The organism is Candidatus Flexifilum breve (assembly GCF_016713355.1).
On sequence record NZ_JADJPI010000035.1, the window covers coordinates 852,067 to 869,802 of the forward strand.

Below are 17,736 nucleotides of genomic sequence, written 5' to 3' on the forward strand. Positions count from 1 at the left end.
TACGCGCCTGAACCATAAGTTATTGAGGAATAGAATCGCGCGAACTATGCGCCACCTTGGGTGCCGGGGCGGGCAGGATCGGCAAGGTGACGGTGAAGGTGCTGCCCACATTGACGGTGCTCTGCACCTCAATGCGTCCGTCCATCTTGTCGACTAGGCGCTGCACGATCGCCAATCCTAAGCCCGTGCCGCCGAACTCGCGCGTCAGGCTGGTATCCACCTGATAGAACGCATCGAAGATATGCTCGATCCGATCTTCGGCAATGCCGATGCCCGTATCGGTGACCGCTACACTCCAGTGCTGATCATCAGGTCGGCTGAGCGCCAGTTTGACCGAACCGGACGGTGTGAACTTGAACGCGTTCGCCAGCAAATTGACGACCACGCGGCGCAGCGCATCCGGATCACCGACGAGCCGTTCCGGCAGCGCGGGGTCCAAACTCGAACTGAAATCCAACTGCTGACTATCACCGAGAATGGCCACCTGCCGCACGACATCCATCAGCCAATCGCGCACGCCAAAGGCTTGGCGGCTGAGGACCACGTGCCCCGCTTCGATTTTGGAGAGATCCAGAATGCTGTTGATCATCAGCAGGAGCTGCCGCGCATTCACGAGTACGCGGTTGCTATAGTCGGTTTGCGCGGGATTCAATTGACCGCCAATACCCATCAACTGGATTTCCGTATAACCAATGATGGCGTTGAGCGGCGTCCGCAGTTCGTGCGACATGGTCGCCAGAAACTCGCTCTTCAGCCGATTCGCCGCTTCTGCCTGTTCGCTCGCTCGTTTCAACTGCTCGTTGGTAGCCTTGAGCGTGGTGATGTCGTGCAGGACGACCACGCGGCCGCTCAGTTCCTGCTGACGATTGCGCAGCGGCGTGATGCGCAGGTTGTAGAAGCGCGTCACGTTGTCGAAGGTGACGGTGATTTCGGTGTTCGCCTCCGCGACGGCGCGGAACTGCGCGATCAGCGCGGCCTGCTGCGGCATGAGTTCGCTGACCAGGCGGCCAATTGCCTCGGTCGTGCTGGCCCGGTTGAACAGGCGCAGCGCCGCCCGGTTTATGTCCAGAACCCGCCCCAGTCGATCCAGCACGAGGATGGCGTCTTCCATCGTGTCGATGATCGTGTCGCGCGCCACGGGGACCACATCCATCAGGCGGAAGCGGTACAGGCTCCACCCGGTCGCGGCAATGGTGATCACAAAGGCAATCGGGGTGATGTCAACATAATCGGGCAGCGGGCTAAGACCCGTCAGATAAATGAAGTTGGCGACCCACGGCGTCAGGCTGGCGACCAGCAGATACGCGACCTGTCCCTGATACAACTGCGGTGAACGGACCAGCGCGCGCACCAGCAGCGCCGCGCCGACGAGCAGCAGCGCATACGAATAGATGGCGTGGAACCAGAACAGCGAACCTAGATGGAAGTCGAAGACGATCAGATTGTTCACCGTCTCCAACGTGCGCTGCGTCCAGAACAAGTGATGCACGTCGTTGGTGGCGATCACGATTTGCAACAGCACGGGCTCGATGAGGAACAGCAGCAGGCGGCGCGGCGTGATCCAGCGGTCATGCCCGGTGTACTGCATGGCGAAAATCAGCCAGCTCGGAATAACGGCCGTCAAGCCGATATAGATCAGATGCGTCGCCAGCATCTTGCCATCCGCGCTGGTGAGCGTGATTTCAAGGGCGGTAGCCGCCGTCCACAGCGCGATCCCTAAGGTCATCACGACGAAGGCATGGACCCCGACACCGGGACGGCGCGACCAGATCGGATAGGCTAACCATCCGGCAAAGGCGGCGGCGGCAAAAATCACGAGAGCGTAGATGGAGTACTGCATGCTGATCCTTCATCGTTCCGGCGGAAATCCCTGTAAATTCAAGGATAGCATAGGACAAAGCGCCGCTCAGTAAACGTATCGCCGTGCAGCGACAGCCCGCATGCCAGTATAATCGGCGGCCAACACTGAATAGACGAAGGTATTCCTCGTGAACAAAATCATCCGCTTAGTTTGCCTGACCGCTCTCCTGACCTTGAATCTGCTGTTCGTGGTCGCGCTGAGCGCGCAGGATACCCTGCCTGCACCGGAAGATCAGAGCGGCGTTACCGTCCGCCCCGTTACCGACATCCTCGACGGCGAGCTCACAGTGACCAATTTCGCCGCTGATGGCACAGCCACGCTGCCCATCACGACGAGCGTCCCCGTCGCCTGCAGCATCATCTATGGGACGACGCCCGAGTTTGGGTCGCTGGCTGTGGATATGGATATGAACGGCGGAGCGCACACTGACCACCAGCCGCTGTTGAGCGGACTGGAACCGGAAACGACCTACTATTTCCGCGTGCAGGGTGTGGACGCAGCGGGCGTGATTTACGTTTCGGACGTGCAGACGTTCACGACGCCCGTGCAGCAAATCGTCGAAGTGACGAACCTCGCGTCGCCCGAACTCGGCGCGGAGATCATCGGCTACAGCAGCGCGTTCGGCGGCGCCGCGCCGGAATTCGCGTGGGGGATCCTGAGCGCATTCGACGGCAGCAGCAATTCGGCCTGGTCGTCGCAGGGAGACGGCAGCAACGCGTGGTTTGAAATTCGCCTCGGGCAGCGATCCCACATCGAGCGGATTGAGTACTGGACGCGCACCATGTCGAACAACACCGCGCAGGTCTTCAGCTTCACCATAACCGCCGACGATGGCACCGTCTACGGGCCGTTCGATGTGCCGGACGCCAACCAAGCGTATGCGTTTGAGGTCGATTTTGAGGCGGAAACACTGCGCTTTGATGTGGTCGAGAGCAACGGCGGCAACACCGGGGCGGTCGAATTCGGCGTGTACGGAACACCCCTCGGGGAGTAGTTTGACTTAGGTAGGGGCACGGCGCGCCTTGCCCCTACGCGGATCTACAACAGCGGGATATACCCGTAGTTATCCGGCACAAACAGCGAGCCTTCGGTCGTGCCCTGCGGCGCGACCTTCTCAAGACGCCGATCCAGATCGGCGGCGCTGATGCGATGCGCGAAGTAGTCGCCGAAGGCTGCCGCGACCTTGAACACATCATCTGCCGACTCGTGCACGAATTCGAGCCGATAGTGCACAATGCCGCTCGCTCGCAGGTCATCAAGGTGGCGACTGGCAACCTGCGCCTCCGCCCCGAACACCGTATTGCGACAGCCTACATCCGCCATGACCGGATGCAAGCGTCCCTGCGCGTCGCGCAGGGCGACCTTGTGCTGTTCGCACGGGTGGCCGCAGTCCTGATAGCTCGTCCCGTTCGAGAGGAAGCGGCAGAACACGCAGTGTTCGGTGTGGAAAACGGGCAAATGCTGGTAGGCGATCACTTCAAAGCGACTGCCGCCGATCTCGCGCGCCAACGTGCACATCTGGTCAGCGTTCAGGTCGTGCGTCGGCGTGATCGTCTCCACGCCAAGTTTGAAATACGTGTCTGCCGTGAGCTGATTCGCCACATTCAGGCTGAAGTCGCCGATCAGCGCGTGCTGATGCCGCCCATGCAGGGCTTCGAGCAGACCGCCAGAGCGCACCAATAGCTGACAGTCGAGCCGCAGCAAAAAGTTGACGATACGCTGTTCCTGCGGCTTGAGTACGCGCGGACTGGCTACCCGGGCCGTGATCCCCGCTTCCTTAATGCGATCCACCGACGGACGCAAGCCGTAGAGTTCGAGATAGTCGAGCGTGATGCTGGCCGGACGCGCGGCGATGGCCGCTTCGAGCTGTTCGGGTGTGCGCACCAGCAGATGAATCTGCGGCGCGGTGGCGGGCGTTTCGTGGCGCGTCACCGCGTTGAGCGCGCCGTTCAGCACAGCCTCGGGCAGTGCGATCACGCCCGATTTCGGCTGCGCCTGCAGTTGGGTCAACTGTTCAACCGCGTCCTGACGCAGATGGTTGAGCAGCGAACTCGGGATGAACGGATTGCCGTTCACCTCCGCCGTGAGTTCGGCTAATTGGTATGGCGTCGTCCCTAAGCGGCCCAACTGCTGATGCAGGTATTCGGGCGTCACGCCACGCTGGTTGGCGCGCCCCAGCGGATCGCCAGAGTGCACGGTCACGCTGATGTGCGGCTGTTTAGCGAGCGTCCACGTCAGTGTCAGCGGTTCACCTTCGCGAGCGATCACCTGCACGTTCAACGCCTGCTTGCTGACGGGCGCGCTCGGCTGCGTGAAAACCTTCGCCGCCTTGTCGACGCTGCTGTCATGCGAGCGCCAGACCCAATCGCCGACCTGAATGCGCGTAAAGTTCACCGCGCCGTTGCGAAACTCCAGTTCGAGCAGATTGCCTGCAGGTTGGACAGCATAGAGGCGTCCGCCTTCTTCAGCTTCCTGCGGGCTGCGCCAGTCTGCCGCATCGAACACGATGCCATCGCCCGCTTTGAGCGGCGCGTCGGCTTGAATGCCCGTCGGCTCGATCCGCACACGGTCGCTCAGCACTTGCTTGACCCGCCCCGCCAGCACGCCGCGATGCCGAGGCGATCGCGCTTTGACGACCTGCTGGTGATTTGTGCCGCTGATGAAGTACGCACCTAACCCACGGGAATAGACCTGCTCCAACGTCAGTTCGTCTTGCGGCGTGATCGGACTCGGCAGGTTATCCCACGCCGCATCGACGGCGCGGCGGTAAGCGTTGGTCGTCAGCGCGACGTAGTTCTCATCTTTGTAGCGCCCCTCAATCTTCAGCGTCGAGATACCAATCTCGACAATTTCGGGAACCTGGTGCAGCGCGTACAGGTCACCCGGCGAGAGCAAATAGCGCGCATCGCCGAGCGGTTTGAGCTGATCATCGACCATCAGTTCATAGGGGAGGCGGCAGGCCTGCGCGCATTGACCGCGGTTGGCGCTGCGTCCGCCCCAAGCTTCCGACGAGAAGCATTGCCCGGAATAGGACACACACAGCGCCCCATGTACGAAAATTTCCAGTTCGAGGTCGGTCTGTTCGCGGATGGCACGAATGTCTTTGAGCGACAGTTCGCGCGCCAGTACGACCCGGCTCACACCGAAGCGCTGCGCCAGCGCCACGCCTTCCGCGCTGGTGATGCTCATCTGCGTGCTGCCGTGCACATCCATGTGCGGCGCGATCTGATGCGCAAGCTGCGCGATGCCCACATCCTGCACGATGATGGCGTCGGCGCCCGCCTCGGCGATCTGTTCCAGCGCCTCGACCGCGTCGCGCAGTTCATAATCAAACACCAGCGTGTTGAACGTCACGTAGCCCTTCACGCCGCGCTGATGCAGCGCGCGCATCACGTCGGGCAGTTCATCCAGCGTGAAGCCCACCTTCGCCCGCGCGGTGAAGTGCTTGAGCCCAAAGTACACCGCATCCGCCCCAGCTTCGATGGCGGCATAAAGCTGCGGATAGTAGCCAACCGGACTCATAATTTCTGGTTTGATGCGCATACGCCTACAACTTGTCTAGAGGGTGCTGATCGTTAGGGGCATTATCGCATACCGCCGGACGAATCTCTAGCAAACTAAGATGAGAGTCGGGCGCGGTCTTTGAAAGTTAGCCCCATTCTCGCTTACAATAGGGATAAGCTGCGCTTATGGCTTTGAGGATCCTCCATGCTTGACCTGCACAAACTCCGCGTGTTCTTTGTCGTCGCTCAAGAGGGCAGCTTCAGCGCCGCCGCGGAACGCCTGTATATTACGCAGTCAGCGGTCAGCCAGCAGATCAAGGAGCTGGAAGCGAGCCTCGGGCAGGCGCTGTTTGAACGCGAATGGCGCGGCGTCCGCCTCACCCCGAGCGGCGAAATTCTCACCGAGTACACCCGGCAAATCTTTGACCTGATCGCGCAGGCGGAAAACGCGCTCACCAACGTGCAGCAGTTGGCCTCGGGCAAAATCAGCCTAGGCGCGACGCCCGGCATCGGCGTGTACCTCGCGCCGCTGTGGGTGCAGGGTTTTCGCGCGCGCTTCCCCCATTTGACCGTCGCGCTCAACACGGGCGTGACCGCGCAGGTCGTCGGTGATGTGCTCAATCACCGCGTCGATCTCGGCATCATCGAAGGCGAGCTCGACGACCTCACCCCGCCCCGCCTTGAACATCTCATCATGAGTCAGGTCGAACAGCAGATCGTCGTCGGCAGCAAGCATCCGTTCTGGCAGACCCAGCAGATAACCCCGGCGGATTTGCGCGCGCAGTCATTCATTACGCGCCAGCAGAACAGCCAATCGCGCATCTGGTTGGAGCGGACGCTGAAGCGGCTGAACATCGAACCGCTGATCGGCGCGGAGTTCGATAATCTCGAATCGATCAAGCGCGCGGTCGCGGCGGGGACGTGTGTCGCCGTACTGCCCGCTTATGTTGTGCAGAATGAAATCGATGCGCGCACCCTGCATGCGGTTCCCGTCGCGGGGCGCCCCTTCGTCCGCGAGATCAAGCTGGTGTGGGATCGCGACGTCCGTTTTTCGCCGATTGTCCGCGCTTTCATCAACTTTCTCACCACGGACTATCCGAGTCTCAGCGCGGCGCTCAAACCACAATAGTTAACAGTCACACCATAATATGACACATATCATACGACACCCCTGTCATTTGTCCTCCCCCTTGTGAAAATACACGCAATAGACTCAAAGCATACTCTTATATTCGGATATGCGAATGAACGAACCATCCATAAACATTCCATTTGAAGAAATCGACTTGCTCCACGCCAAGCTGTGCCGCGCGGTGGGCGACCCTAAACGCCTGCAAATCATGTACGCTCTGTCGCACATGCCGTGCAGCGTCGGGAAACTTGCCGAACTGCTCAATGCCCCACAGCCGACCATTTCGCGCCATCTGGCGGTGCTGCGCGAAAGCGGTGTCGTCGCCAGCACCCGCGACGGTACCACCGTCATCTATCACCTCGCCGTCCCGGACATGATCAACGTCATCGACTCTATGCGTGCCATCCTCCGCACTATCGTCGCCCGACAAGCGAATAGTCTGGAGACTGCCCCTACTCCGGAGTAACCCTATGCGCGATTCAAAATATATCTGGCTCGTCGGGTTGGGTATCACGCTGCTGATAATCGGCGTCCCACTCCTCTTGTTTACCCTCGATACCCCGGTTGTTTCCGCTGATCCGTGGGATTACGTCCCGGATCGTTCCGTCGCCCACACCGATCACACAACGCTGATGGCTGGCACCTACGAGACCGGCAGCGATGTCACCCGCGCGTGCTTGACGTGCCATGAGGAGGCCGGCGATCAGGTTGCGCATACGGCTCACTTTGAATGGTTGGGCGACCCGGTTTCGGTCAATGGCAGCGACGAACTCATCCGCATCGGCAAAGCCAACCTGCTCAACAACTTCTGCATTGGCGTGCAATCCAACTGGACAGGCTGCACGCGCTGCCATGCCGGTTACGGGTGGTCAGATGCCAACTACGACTTCACCAACGTCGAAAACGTCGACTGCCTGGTCTGCCATGATCAGACCGGCTCGTACGTCAAAGGTTCTTCCGGTCAGGTCGCGGAAGGGGTCGATTTGACCTACGTCGCGGGTCATGTCGGCACGCCTACCCGTGAAAACTGCGGCGGCTGCCACTTCGACGGCGGCGGCGGCAACGGCGTGAAGCATGGCGATCTTGACGAAAGCCTCTACTTCCCTCCCGAAAGCGTCGACGTGCACATGGGGCGCTATGACTTCCTGTGCGTCGACTGCCACCAGACCGAGGATCACGTGATCAGCGGGCGCTCGCTCGGCGTGAGCGTTGACAGCGAGAACAGCGTCGCGTGCACCGATTGCCATGCAAGCGATCTGCACGAAGACGCCCGCATCAATGAGCATCTCGATACGGTCGCCTGCCAAACCTGTCATATCCCGGCTACAGCGCTCGTCGACCCAACCAAAGTCGAATGGGATTGGTCACAGGCGGGACAAGCAGGCCGCGAAGAAGACCCGCACGAATATCTGCGCATCAAGGGCGAGTTCGTCTACACCAACAACTACGAGCCGCAGTATGCGTGGTTCAACGGCAACCTGAATCGCTACTTGCTCGGCGATGAAATGAATCCGAACGAAGTCACCAACATCAATCTACCGCTCGGTGAACTGAACGACCTGAGCGCGCTGATCTATCCGTTCAAGATTCACTACGCTTATCAGCCCTACGATACCGTCAACAACATCCTACTCCAGCCCAACACGGTGGGCGAAACGGGCTATTGGACAACCTTCGATTGGGAGTCGGCGTTGGAAATCGGCGCGGAAACCGCCGGGTTGGATTACAGCGGCGAGTATGGCTTCGCCTATACGGCGATGTACTGGATGCAGACGCACATGGTGCAGCCCGCCGCCAACGCACTGACCTGCACCGATTGTCACGGCGAAAATGGCCGTCTCGACTGGGAAGCCCTCGGCTACCCCGGCGACCCGATGGTCTGGGGAGGACGCACGCAATGAAACGCACCGTTATCTCCCTGATTCTCGTTGCCGCGCTGTGCTTCACGGCGGCGGCTGTACTGGCGCAGGAAGCCGAAGTGACGCCTGTCCCGGTCGCGGCAACGCCCGAACCCGCCCCGATGCACCCGACCTTCGCGCTGCTCGATGCGACAGGTACTAATGTCAGCGTGAGCGACGCGGCCATTTCGACGCTGCAAACGTGCGGCACCTGCCATGATGTCGCCTACATCACGAGCCACACGCTGCATGGCGATGGTGGGCGCGTCGTCTCTGGGGTGCTCCCGCCCGCGGAACTGGTCTCGACCGATGTCGAAATGGACTGCTTCCTCTGCCACATGCCAGACCCGAATAACGACGCTCGCTTGGGCGCGCTCGCCAGCGGACAAGCTGATTGGGCGAACACAGCGACCCTGGCCGGAAACGGCATCGTCACGCTGACAGATGGCGTATACCGCTACAATGCTGACGCTTTCGACGCCGCTGGTCTGCTCAAGCCGGAATTCGTCACAATACAAGACCCGCGCAGCGACAACTGCGGCGCATGTCACGGGCAAGTGCATCTCGACAACCAAACGCCACTCGTCCCCGCCGCTGCCGATGCATCCCAGTGGCGCACGTTCACCACCGGGCAAGTCGTCTCACCGCAGCGCATTTCGAACGGCGGCGGCAATATCAGCGGGCGCAGCGATCTCACGCGTCCGTGGGATGTCCATGCCGAACGCGTGCTTAACTGTGTTGACTGTCACTATTCGGTCAACAACCCAATCTACGTGCAGACGAACAGCAGCACAGCGCCAGAACATCTCGTGTTTGACCCGCGCCGCGCCGACCTTGGCGAATACATCGAACGCCCGTCACACGAATTCGCGGCGGGGACGGACACGATGCGCTCGTGCAGCACCTGTCACGATGCCGAAAGTTCCCATGCGTGGCTGCCCTACTGGTCGCAGCACACGGAAGCGCTCGCCTGCGAAACCTGCCATGTTCCGACGCTGTACGCTCCGGCGCTCGCAGTACGCGACGCAACCGTCATGCACGCCGACGGTTCGCCCGTCGATCAATACCGCGGCGTGGAAGGCGGCCTCGGTCCGGTCGCGGCGAATACCGTCTCGACGCTGGTTACCGGGTATCAGCCCGTGCTGCTCCAGCAGATCGACGCGGACGGCTCACAGCAGCTTTCGCCTTACAACCTCGTCACGGTCTACTACTGGGTGGCCGGAGATGACGCGCAAGCGGTGACTGACGAGGCGCTGCGCGCGGCCTACTTTGACGGGGCTGCCTATGCCGCCGACGTACTGACGGCGTTCGACGCGGACGGCGACGGTACGCTGAGCGACACCGAACTCACGCTCGACAAAGATTCCAAGCTCAATCTGATCGCCGAACGACTGACGGCGCAGGGCCTCACCGATCCGCGCATTGTCGGCGAAGTCGTCCCTTACGCCATCCACCACGATGTGATCGGCGGCGAATGGGCGACCCGCGACTGCCAGACCTGCCACAGCCAAGACTCGCGGATCGTCGCGGCCCTCCCGCTGAGCAACCGCGCGCCGGGCGGCGTCCAACCGACGTTCGTCAGCAGCGAAACTGTGAACTGGAATGGTTCGATCAGCCAGACCAGCGACGGCATACTGCTGTTCCAACCAGCAACGCAGACGCCCGCGGCCACACTCTATATTTTCGGGCGCGACAGCGTGCAAATCATCGATCTGCTCGGCGTGTTGATCGTGCTCGGCGCATCGGTTGGTGTGCTCGTGCATGCCGGTCTGCGCGTGATCGTCGGACGGCGGCAGGCCACACATGCCGAACCCGCGCTGAAGCACGTGTACATGTACAGCATGTACGAACGTCAGTGGCATTGGCTGCAAACGTTCGTGATCTTCGGCCTGACCTTCACCGGGTTGGTCGTCCACAAGCCGGACATGTTCAGCCTGTTCAACTTCGCGTGGATGGTCGACGTGCACAACCTGTTCGCGCTGCTGCTGGTGATCAATGCGGCGCTCGCGTTCTTCTACCATCTGGTGAGCGGCGAAATCAAGCAGTTCATCCCGCGCCCCTACGGCTTCTTCGATCACATGATGGAACAGGCCGTGTTCTACCTGCGCGGTATCTTCCGCGGCGACCCACATCCGTTTGAGAAGCGGCGCGACCAGAAGATGAACCCCATCCAGCAGTTGACGTACTTTGGTCTGCTGAATGTGCTCCTGCCGCTGCAAATCCTTACGGGCGTCCTGATGTGGGGCATTCAGCAGTTCCCGCAGATCGCCACGGCGCTCGGCGGACTGCCCGTGCTCGCGCCCTTCCACACGTTGATCGCGTGGCTGCTGGTGACCTTTGTGATCGTGCATGTCTACATGACCACGACCGGACACACGCCGCTGGCGAACATTCAGGCCATGATCATGGGTTACGACGACGTCGAAACCCACCCACAGCACTCTGAGTCCTAGATTATCCGGGGACGCTCAGGTGAGCGTCCCCACAAAGGCTAATCCTGATGGCAACTTACAGTTCAGCAGAAAAACTCGCAGTTCCCACCAAAACGAAATCGGCGCGGGCGGCACGTCCCTACATGCACCCGTATGCAGCGGGCGTCCTGCTCGGTTTGGTCTTATTTGCGGCGTTCTTCTTCACGGGGAACGGTCTGGGCGCGTCGGGCGGCATGAACCGCATCACCGTCTTGTTTGAAGATTGGTTCTTTCCCGCGCACATCGACCGCACACCCTACCTGATCTCGATGGCTGGCGGCGGCCGCAATCCGCTCGAAAGCTGGGTCGTGTTCGTCACCTTCGGCACGATCATCGGCGGTTTCGTGAGCGGTTTCCTCAACGGGCGCGTCAAACTGGAGACGGTCAAAGGGCCAAATACCTCCACCCGTACCCGCTGGATCATGGCGTTCATCGGCGGCGCACTCATGGGCTACGGCGCGCGCATGGCGCGCGGCTGCACCAGCGGCCAAGCCTTGAGCGGCGGTTCGGTCTTGTCGCTCGGCAGTTGGGTGTTCATGTTCGCCGTGTTCGGCGGCGCGTATATGCTCGCTTATTTCGTCCGCAAGCTGTGGAATTGAGGAGGCAATCATGGCACCTTTCCCACTGAATCTGCCGCAGTTACTCGGCTCACCGCAGTACTTCCTCGTCTATCTGCTGATCGGCTTCGCATTTGGCGCGGTGCTGGAAATGGCGGGCTTCGCCGTTTCGTCCAAGCTGGCGGCGCAGTTCTACTTTAAGGACCTGACCGTGCTCAAGGTGATGTTCACGGGCATCATCACGGCGATGGTGCTGGTCTTCCTCGCCAGCGGCCTCGGCCTGCTCGACTACAACCTTGTGTATGTCAACGAAACGTATCTCGTTCCCGGCATCGTCGGCGGCTTGATCATGGGCGTGGGCTTCATCCTCGGCGGCTTCTGCCCGGGCACGTCACTCGTCAGCGCCGCGACACTCAAGATCGATGGCATTTTGTTCGCGCTCGGTGCGTTCTTCGGCATCTTCCTGTTCGGCGAGACGGTCGGCTACTTCGAGGAATTCTGGTACTCAACCTACATGGGGCGCATTACGCTCATGGACTTCTTCGGCACGGACACCGGCGTGATCGTGCTCGCAGTGATGATCATGGCACTGCTGGCGTTCGTCGCCTCGGAGTATGCCGAGCGTGTCATCGGTAAGCAGACGCAGAAGCAGCCGCGCTGGCGCATTGGTCTGGCGGGCGGCGGCATCGCACTGGCGGTCGTCGTGCTCGTCATTGGTCAGCCCACCAACGCCGACCGCTGGAATCGCATCGCGGCGGATAAACAACCGCAGCTCGACTCCCGCGCCGTCTATGCACATCCGGCTGAAGTCCTGCACTACATGGCAGATCACGAGATCGTCACCATGCTGGTCGATGTGCGCTCCGAATCGGACTACAACTTGTTCCACATCCGTGACGCGCGCAATGTACCCTATGATCAACTCAGCACCATCGTTGAGGAATTCCATGCCCTACCCCAGAACGCGGTCGTGTTCGTTATGAGCAATGATGAAGCGGAAGCGACCGAAGCGTGGAAATATCTGCTCGCGGAGAGTGTCGTCAACGTCTACATTCTTGATGGTGGCGTCAACAACTGGATCACGGTGTTCGGCGAAAACGCTTTCCCCAGCGCCGATGCCGCCCTCGCTGCCGACGATCAACTCGACTTTCAATTCGCGATGGCTTACGGCGATAATCACGTGGCGGCGTCACCACACGCGGATCGCTTTGACCTGACCTACGAAGAACACGTTGTGCTGTCGATCAAACGCGGGCCGGCCAGCGGCGGCTGCGGCTAAAAGCCTCACCTCACCCTGCTTCCTGCGCAAGCCGTCCCTCTCCGTGGGGAGAGGGACATCAAGCGCGCATTCTTGCCCCTCGCCCTCTGGAGAGGGGCAGTTGAGCGCAGCGAAACGGGGGGAGGTTGCCCTACTCCCCCATCAGTGGTGTCAAATAGCGCAGATACACGGCTTCCAATTCCTCGAACACCTCGTCGAGCGTCAGTTCGCTCGAATGGTGCGCCAGCCCCAACAGCCCCTTCATGATCACCATGCACACGAGACTGTACTTGCGCAGATCTTCCGGTCGCATGTTCGGTCGCGCCTGCAAAAGTGACGCGCCCGTACGCGCCAGAAACGCCTCATCCATGCTGCGAATCGTCTCGTCGACGTAGGTTGATCCGGTTGGGCTGGAAAAGATCACCTGAAAGTCGCGGTTATCGCGGATGAACGCTTTGAGCGGTACGAGAATCGCCTTGATGCTCTGTTCGAGCGTCATCTGCGGAAACGCTTCGACCTCCATCCCCGCAAACACAACGCTGGCGCGTTCTACGTAGCGCTCAACCAGCGCCTTGAGAATCGCCTCTTTGTTGGCGAAAAACTGATAGAGCGAGCCGACTGACGTATCGGCGCGCGCGGCGATTTCGATGATGGTGGCATTTTCGTAGCCCACTTCCGCGAAGCGTTCCGATGCGGCGTTGAGGATGGCATCTACCCGCCGTTGACCACGTTTTTGCTTGGGTTGGGCTCGCAGTGAGTCGCTGTGCATGTTACCCCCATTGACATCCTGCCATTTTATCCTACAATTGCAAATACAAATCCGAATTCACATTCGTATTTTAACAGAAGGGGAACTCCCATGCAACAGCCAGCCGTCAAACAATCTGCGCCAACGGGTGCAGCGACGAAACACGAACTCATGATCAAGGGCGCCAACATCACCGTGTACGAACAGGGACAAGGTGCGCCGCTGCTCTTCCTGCACGGATCGCCGGACAACCACGCCATGTGGCTGCCGTTGATCGAGCACCTGAGCCGCAGCAACGCGCGTTTCATCGCGCCTGACCTCCCCGGCTTTGGCAATTCGACACTGCCCGCTAACTTCCCACTCACCCTCGACAATGAGGCAGATTTCATCCGCGCGCTGCTCGGCGCGTTGAACGTTACCGAACCCGTCACGCTGGTCATGACCGATTTCGGCGGGCACTATGGCTCAGCGTTCGCGGTCAAGTACCCGGACTTGGTGCGCGGCATGGTCATCTCGAACACCAACTTTTTCCGCGAATACGACTGGCACTCGTTCGCCAAGCTGTATCGCGTGCCGCTGCTCGGCGAACTGCTGATCGCCACACCCAAAGCCATGCTTGACCGGTCGCTCAAGCAGTTCGCGCCCGCGCTGCCACAGTGGTACATCGACGAGTCCTATGCGCCCGGTTTCGGGTCACCGCGCGTGCGCAAGGCGATTCTGCGCTACTACCGCGAACGGAACGCGCAGGATTTCGCCGGGTGGGATGAGAAACTGCTCGCGCTGCTGCAAACCAAGCCCGCGCTCGTGCTGTGGGGTGATAAGGATCCGTTCATCGCGCCGACCTTCGGTGACCGCTGGGGCAAGGCGCAGGTCAAGCATTTCAGTAACAATAGTCATTGGCTGGCGCTGGAAGCCACGACTGACTACGGCGACGCCATCCTCCAGTGGCTCGCTTCGTTGTAGGGGTCTATTTCACGTAGGGGCGTCCTCTGTGATCGTCCTCTACGTCATTCCCGCCCTTTCTCCCCAATTCGGTTGAACTGCACAGTTCCCGCCCCTTCTACTTGACAGAAGGGCTTTACTTAGCGTACAGTGGGTTTAAACGAGACTAAAAATAAGTATTGCTTGAAAGTAGCCCGAAATAGTGCCACTATGCGACGATTTTTCGCGCTGATTGCCAGCGTACTGCTCCTGTGTTTTGCCAACCCCAACAGGTCGCTTATGCAGAATGCCGCTCCTGAATCGACTCCCGTCAGCGTGTGGCTGACGCTGCCGGATCGCAGTCAACTCCTCCAACAACAAGCCGATGTAACCTTTGTCCCCCAAACTGACCCAGTTGAGGGCACGCGGGTAATCGCCATCGATAGCGACACCCGCTACCAGCAGATGGAAGGTTTCGGCGCGGCCATGACCGATTCGTCGGCGTGGAACATCATGCACATCATGAGCAGCCGCCAGCGCGAACAAGTCATGCGCGACCTTTTCACGCGTGAAGGCGCAGGCATCGGCTTGAGCTATGTGCGCATCCCCATCGGCGCGTCGGATTTCTCGCTGCACAATATCAGCTACAATGATCTGCCACCGGGCGAAACCGACCCGAACCTCGACCAGTTCTCGATCAACTATGACGAAGCCTACATCATCCCGGCACTCTTGCAGGCACAGGCGCTCAATCCGCAGCTCCGCTTCATGGGATCGCCGTGGAGCGCGCCCGGCTGGATGAAACAAGGCGGCACATTGAAAGGCGGCGCGCTGCTGCCGGAATACTATCAAGCCTTCGCGGACTATCTTGTGCGCTGGATTCAGGCGTATGTCGAGCACGGCGTCGGCATCGACGCCCTGACGCCGCAGAATGAACCGCTCTATCAAACGGGCAACTACCCGACGATGGGCATGGCCGCGGAAGCGCAGCAGACCTTCGTGCGCGACCACCTCGGCCCGGCGCTGGAAGCTGCTGACCTCGACACGCAGCTCATCATCTTCGATCACAACTGGGATCTGGCGGACTATCCGCTGACCGTCCTCGCCGACCCGGCGGCGGCGGCTTATGTCGATGGCATCGCGTTCCACTGCTACGGCGGGAACGTCTCCGTACAGTCGACAGTGCACGCCGCGCATCCCGACAAAGGCATCTGGTTTACCGAATGTTCGGGTGGCGATTGGGCGACCAACTTCGGTGACAACCTCAGCTGGAACATGCGCAACCTCGTCATCGGCAACTTCCGCAACTGGGGCAACAGCGTCATGCTGTGGAATCTGGTGCTCGATCAGGACGCTGGTCCCCAGAACAGCGGCTGTGGCGACTGCCGCGGCGTGATCACGGTCGACAGCGTGAGCGGCGAACTCACCTACAACGAAGAATACTACGTCCTCGGTCATGTCAGCCGGTTTGTCGATCCCGGCGCGTACCGCATTGACTCGACTGAATTTCGCATGGGCGTGGCCGAAAATGTCGCGTTCCTCAACCCCGATGGCAGTCTGGTGCTCATCGCCCATTCGGTCATCGATGCTCCCATCACGGTCACTTGGCAGGGACAGCAGTTTGAGTATCTGCTCCCCGCTGGGGCGCTGGTCACGTTCAAATGGGTAGGGACGAGCGCCAGCTAGGTCTATAGTGGTTTTCTCTGGTATACGAAAGGTTATGGTATGTCGAAAAATGTTCGGTTTTGGGGGTTGGCTGCTCTGCTTCTGCTGATCAGCCTGATGGGCACGCTGGTGCTGGCGCAGGACGAACCGCTCGTGCTGCAGGATTTTGAAGGCGACGCCGAAATCATCGAAGTCTATCAGGTGGAGGGCAGCATCGAAGCTGGTGTTCTCTCTGAAGTCAGTACCGAAGGCGAATGGCACACGATTGGCGTGGTCTTCAGCGGCGCGCCAGTGGATGTCAGCAGCTACGGCGAATTCTGCTTCGACATCAACGATTCGACGGCGGCGAGAAGCACCGTCGGCGTGAAGCTGTTCGATGCTTCGGGCGCGAATCAGGAAAAATGGACGGATCACGAAGGTGTCGGCGTGAACCCCAAGACGGCGACCGGCGAATGGGTGACCATGTGCTTGAACCTGAGCGCGTTCACTGACATCGACCTAACCACACTGGAACACGTCGAATTCGCGATGTTCGCGGCGGGCACATACCAGTTCGACAACCTGATCGCGCAGGCGGCGACGGATGATCCTGCCGCGACACCGGAAGCGACTGAAGAACCGATCAATCTCGAAGACATGATGCTTCAGCTCACTACAGTGCAGGGCTTTGAAGCGGGTGAACCGTTCTACGAGAACTATCAGGCGGAAGAACTCGCCCTCGCGACCGACGTGGTCAACAGCGGCAGCAGTTCGCTCATGATGACCAGCCCGGCGGGCGAATGGCACGCCTTCGGCACGAATCCCGAACCGCGTCCGTTCGATGCCAGCGGCTACGATGTGATTTGCTTCTCGGTCTACGACACGACCGCCAACAACAACGGTCTCGCCGATAACAGCATCGGCGTGCGCCTGTTCGACACCAACCTAATCGATCAGGAAGCGTGGACAGATCACGTCGGCGCGGGCGACAACCCCAAGACGGTCACCAACGAATGGGTGCAGATGTGCATCAACCTCGACCTGTACCAGAACATCGATCTGACGCAGGTCGACAAGATTCAGTTCTCGGTCTACTGGGCGGGCACGTACTACGTCGACGATGTGGCGTTCGGCAAGTGGGTGCCCAAGCCAGCCGAAGGTGATCTCGTGCAGGGCTTCGAGGCGGAAGATACCTACTACGCGCACTATCAGGCGGAAACCAGCCTCTCGACCGAGATTTTCCACAGTGGCGCAAGCTCGCTGATGGCAACCAGTAGCGAAGGTGAATGGCACTCGTTCGGCGCGTACCCCGAACCGCGTCCGTTTGATGCCAGCGGCTACGAGAAAATCTGCTTCTACTTCATGGACACGACCACCAACAACAACGGTCTCGCCGATAACAGCGTCGGCGTGCGCATCTTCGATGCTCGCCTGATCGATCAGGAAGCGTGGACGGATCACGTCGGCGCGGGCGACAATCCCAAGACGGTCACCGACGAGTGGGTACAGATGTGTATCAACCTCGACCTGTACAGCAACCTCGATCTCACGCAGGTCGACAAGATCGAATTCTCGATGTACTGGGCGGGCACGTACTACGTCGACGACGTGATCTTCGTCCCGGCGGCAGCGGAATAGCGCTTCTCCCTCCCCTCGCCTTCTAGAGGTGAGGCTAGAGCAGTAGGGGCAAGGCGTGCCTTGCCCCTACACCTACCAACTCAGGATGATTTCCCAATTTACAAT

General features: G+C 60.1%; 13 protein-coding genes. 10 read left to right on the forward strand and 3 right to left on the reverse strand.

The features are described 5' to 3' along the window. Positions 1-19: 19 nt before the first annotated feature. Positions 20-1,840 carry a sensor histidine kinase gene (locus tag IPK17_RS26645; protein WP_343420729.1) on the reverse strand — a complete coding sequence of 607 codons (1,821 nt, stop codon included), beginning with the start codon at positions 1,838-1,840 and terminating at the stop codon, positions 20-22. Positions 1,841-1,988: 148 nt separating this feature from the next. On the opposite strand from IPK17_RS26645, the gene IPK17_RS26650 reads away from it, so the two are divergent. After that, a complete protein-coding gene (locus tag IPK17_RS26650) occupies positions 1,989-2,855 on the forward strand; it encodes a discoidin domain-containing protein (RefSeq protein WP_343420730.1) in 867 nt (288 codons plus the stop codon). 44 nt (positions 2,856-2,899) lie between these two features. Here the strand turns inward: IPK17_RS26650 and IPK17_RS26655 are convergent, their stop codons facing one another. Continuing rightward, a complete protein-coding gene (locus IPK17_RS26655; RefSeq protein ID WP_343420731.1) occupies positions 2,900-5,404 on the reverse strand; it encodes a U32 family peptidase in 2,505 nt (834 codons plus the stop codon). Between the two features lie 165 nt (positions 5,405-5,569). Between IPK17_RS26655 and IPK17_RS26660 the strand changes: the two genes are divergently transcribed. From IPK17_RS26660 to IPK17_RS26685, 6 genes are all read left to right on the forward strand, one after another. After that, positions 5,570-6,493, forward strand: coding sequence for a LysR family transcriptional regulator (locus IPK17_RS26660; RefSeq protein WP_343420732.1), 924 nt, complete (start codon positions 5,570-5,572; stop codon positions 6,491-6,493). 115 nt (positions 6,494-6,608) lie between these two features. Then, the gene (locus tag IPK17_RS26665) at positions 6,609-6,962 is read left to right on the forward strand and encodes an ArsR/SmtB family transcription factor (protein WP_343420733.1); all 354 of its coding nucleotides are present in this window, start codon (positions 6,609-6,611) and stop codon (positions 6,960-6,962) included. A gap of 4 nt (positions 6,963-6,966) precedes the next feature. Next, the gene (locus IPK17_RS26670; RefSeq protein ID WP_343420734.1) at positions 6,967-8,397 is read left to right on the forward strand and encodes a tetrathionate reductase family octaheme c-type cytochrome; all 1,431 of its coding nucleotides are present in this window, start codon (positions 6,967-6,969) and stop codon (positions 8,395-8,397) included. Then, positions 8,394-10,847: a cytochrome b/b6 domain-containing protein gene (locus IPK17_RS26675; protein ID WP_343420735.1), complete on the forward strand. Its 2,454-nt coding sequence runs from the start codon at positions 8,394-8,396 to the stop codon at positions 10,845-10,847. The genes IPK17_RS26670 and IPK17_RS26675 overlap by 4 nt, the downstream gene beginning before the upstream one ends. A 47-nt stretch (positions 10,848-10,894) precedes the next feature. Beyond that, positions 10,895-11,464 (forward strand): YeeE/YedE thiosulfate transporter family protein, encoded by a 570-nt coding sequence (locus IPK17_RS26680; protein ID WP_343420736.1) that lies wholly within the window; start codon positions 10,895-10,897, stop codon positions 11,462-11,464. A gap of 10 nt (positions 11,465-11,474) precedes the next feature. Further along, complete coding sequence (locus tag IPK17_RS26685) at positions 11,475-12,701, forward strand: rhodanese-like domain-containing protein (RefSeq protein WP_343420737.1); 1,227 nt, start codon at positions 11,475-11,477, stop codon at positions 12,699-12,701. 130 nt (positions 12,702-12,831) lie between these two features. Here the strand turns inward: IPK17_RS26685 and IPK17_RS26690 are convergent, their stop codons facing one another. Further along, positions 12,832-13,449 carry a TetR/AcrR family transcriptional regulator gene (locus tag IPK17_RS26690; protein ID WP_343420738.1) on the reverse strand — a complete coding sequence of 206 codons (618 nt, stop codon included), beginning with the start codon at positions 13,447-13,449 and terminating at the stop codon, positions 12,832-12,834. Between the two features lie 90 nt (positions 13,450-13,539). On the opposite strand from IPK17_RS26690, the gene IPK17_RS26695 reads away from it, so the two are divergent. From IPK17_RS26695 to IPK17_RS26705, 3 genes are all read left to right on the forward strand, one after another. After that, positions 13,540-14,391: an alpha/beta fold hydrolase gene (locus IPK17_RS26695; protein WP_343420739.1), complete on the forward strand. Its 852-nt coding sequence runs from the start codon at positions 13,540-13,542 to the stop codon at positions 14,389-14,391. A gap of 189 nt (positions 14,392-14,580) precedes the next feature. Beyond that, positions 14,581-16,035 (forward strand): glycoside hydrolase family 30 protein, encoded by a 1,455-nt coding sequence (locus IPK17_RS26700; RefSeq protein ID WP_343420740.1) that lies wholly within the window; start codon positions 14,581-14,583, stop codon positions 16,033-16,035. A gap of 39 nt (positions 16,036-16,074) precedes the next feature. Next, positions 16,075-17,631 (forward strand): hypothetical protein, encoded by a 1,557-nt coding sequence (locus IPK17_RS26705; RefSeq protein WP_343420741.1) that lies wholly within the window; start codon positions 16,075-16,077, stop codon positions 17,629-17,631. The last annotated feature ends 105 nt before the right edge of the window (positions 17,632-17,736 follow it).

Coding starts and splice junctions, on each gene's coding strand:
- IPK17_RS26655 (WP_343420731.1), bottom strand. CDS start 5,404: ATGCGCATCAAACCAGAAATTATGAGTCCGGTTGGCTACTATCCGCAG.
- IPK17_RS26660 (WP_343420732.1), top strand. CDS start 5,570: ATGCTTGACCTGCACAAACTCCGCGTGTTCTTTGTCGTCGCTCAAGAG.
- IPK17_RS26645 (WP_343420729.1), bottom strand. CDS start 1,840: ATGCAGTACTCCATCTACGCTCTCGTGATTTTTGCCGCCGCCGCCTTT.
- IPK17_RS26665 (WP_343420733.1), top strand. CDS start 6,609: ATGAACGAACCATCCATAAACATTCCATTTGAAGAAATCGACTTGCTC.
- IPK17_RS26705 (WP_343420741.1), top strand. CDS start 16,075: ATGTCGAAAAATGTTCGGTTTTGGGGGTTGGCTGCTCTGCTTCTGCTG.
- IPK17_RS26700 (WP_343420740.1), top strand. CDS start 14,581: ATGCGACGATTTTTCGCGCTGATTGCCAGCGTACTGCTCCTGTGTTTT.
- IPK17_RS26680 (WP_343420736.1), top strand. CDS start 10,895: ATGGCAACTTACAGTTCAGCAGAAAAACTCGCAGTTCCCACCAAAACG.
- IPK17_RS26670 (WP_343420734.1), top strand. CDS start 6,967: ATGCGCGATTCAAAATATATCTGGCTCGTCGGGTTGGGTATCACGCTG.
- IPK17_RS26675 (WP_343420735.1), top strand. CDS start 8,394: ATGAAACGCACCGTTATCTCCCTGATTCTCGTTGCCGCGCTGTGCTTC.
- IPK17_RS26695 (WP_343420739.1), top strand. CDS start 13,540: ATGCAACAGCCAGCCGTCAAACAATCTGCGCCAACGGGTGCAGCGACG.
- IPK17_RS26685 (WP_343420737.1), top strand. CDS start 11,475: ATGGCACCTTTCCCACTGAATCTGCCGCAGTTACTCGGCTCACCGCAG.
- IPK17_RS26690 (WP_343420738.1), bottom strand. CDS start 13,449: ATGCACAGCGACTCACTGCGAGCCCAACCCAAGCAAAAACGTGGTCAA.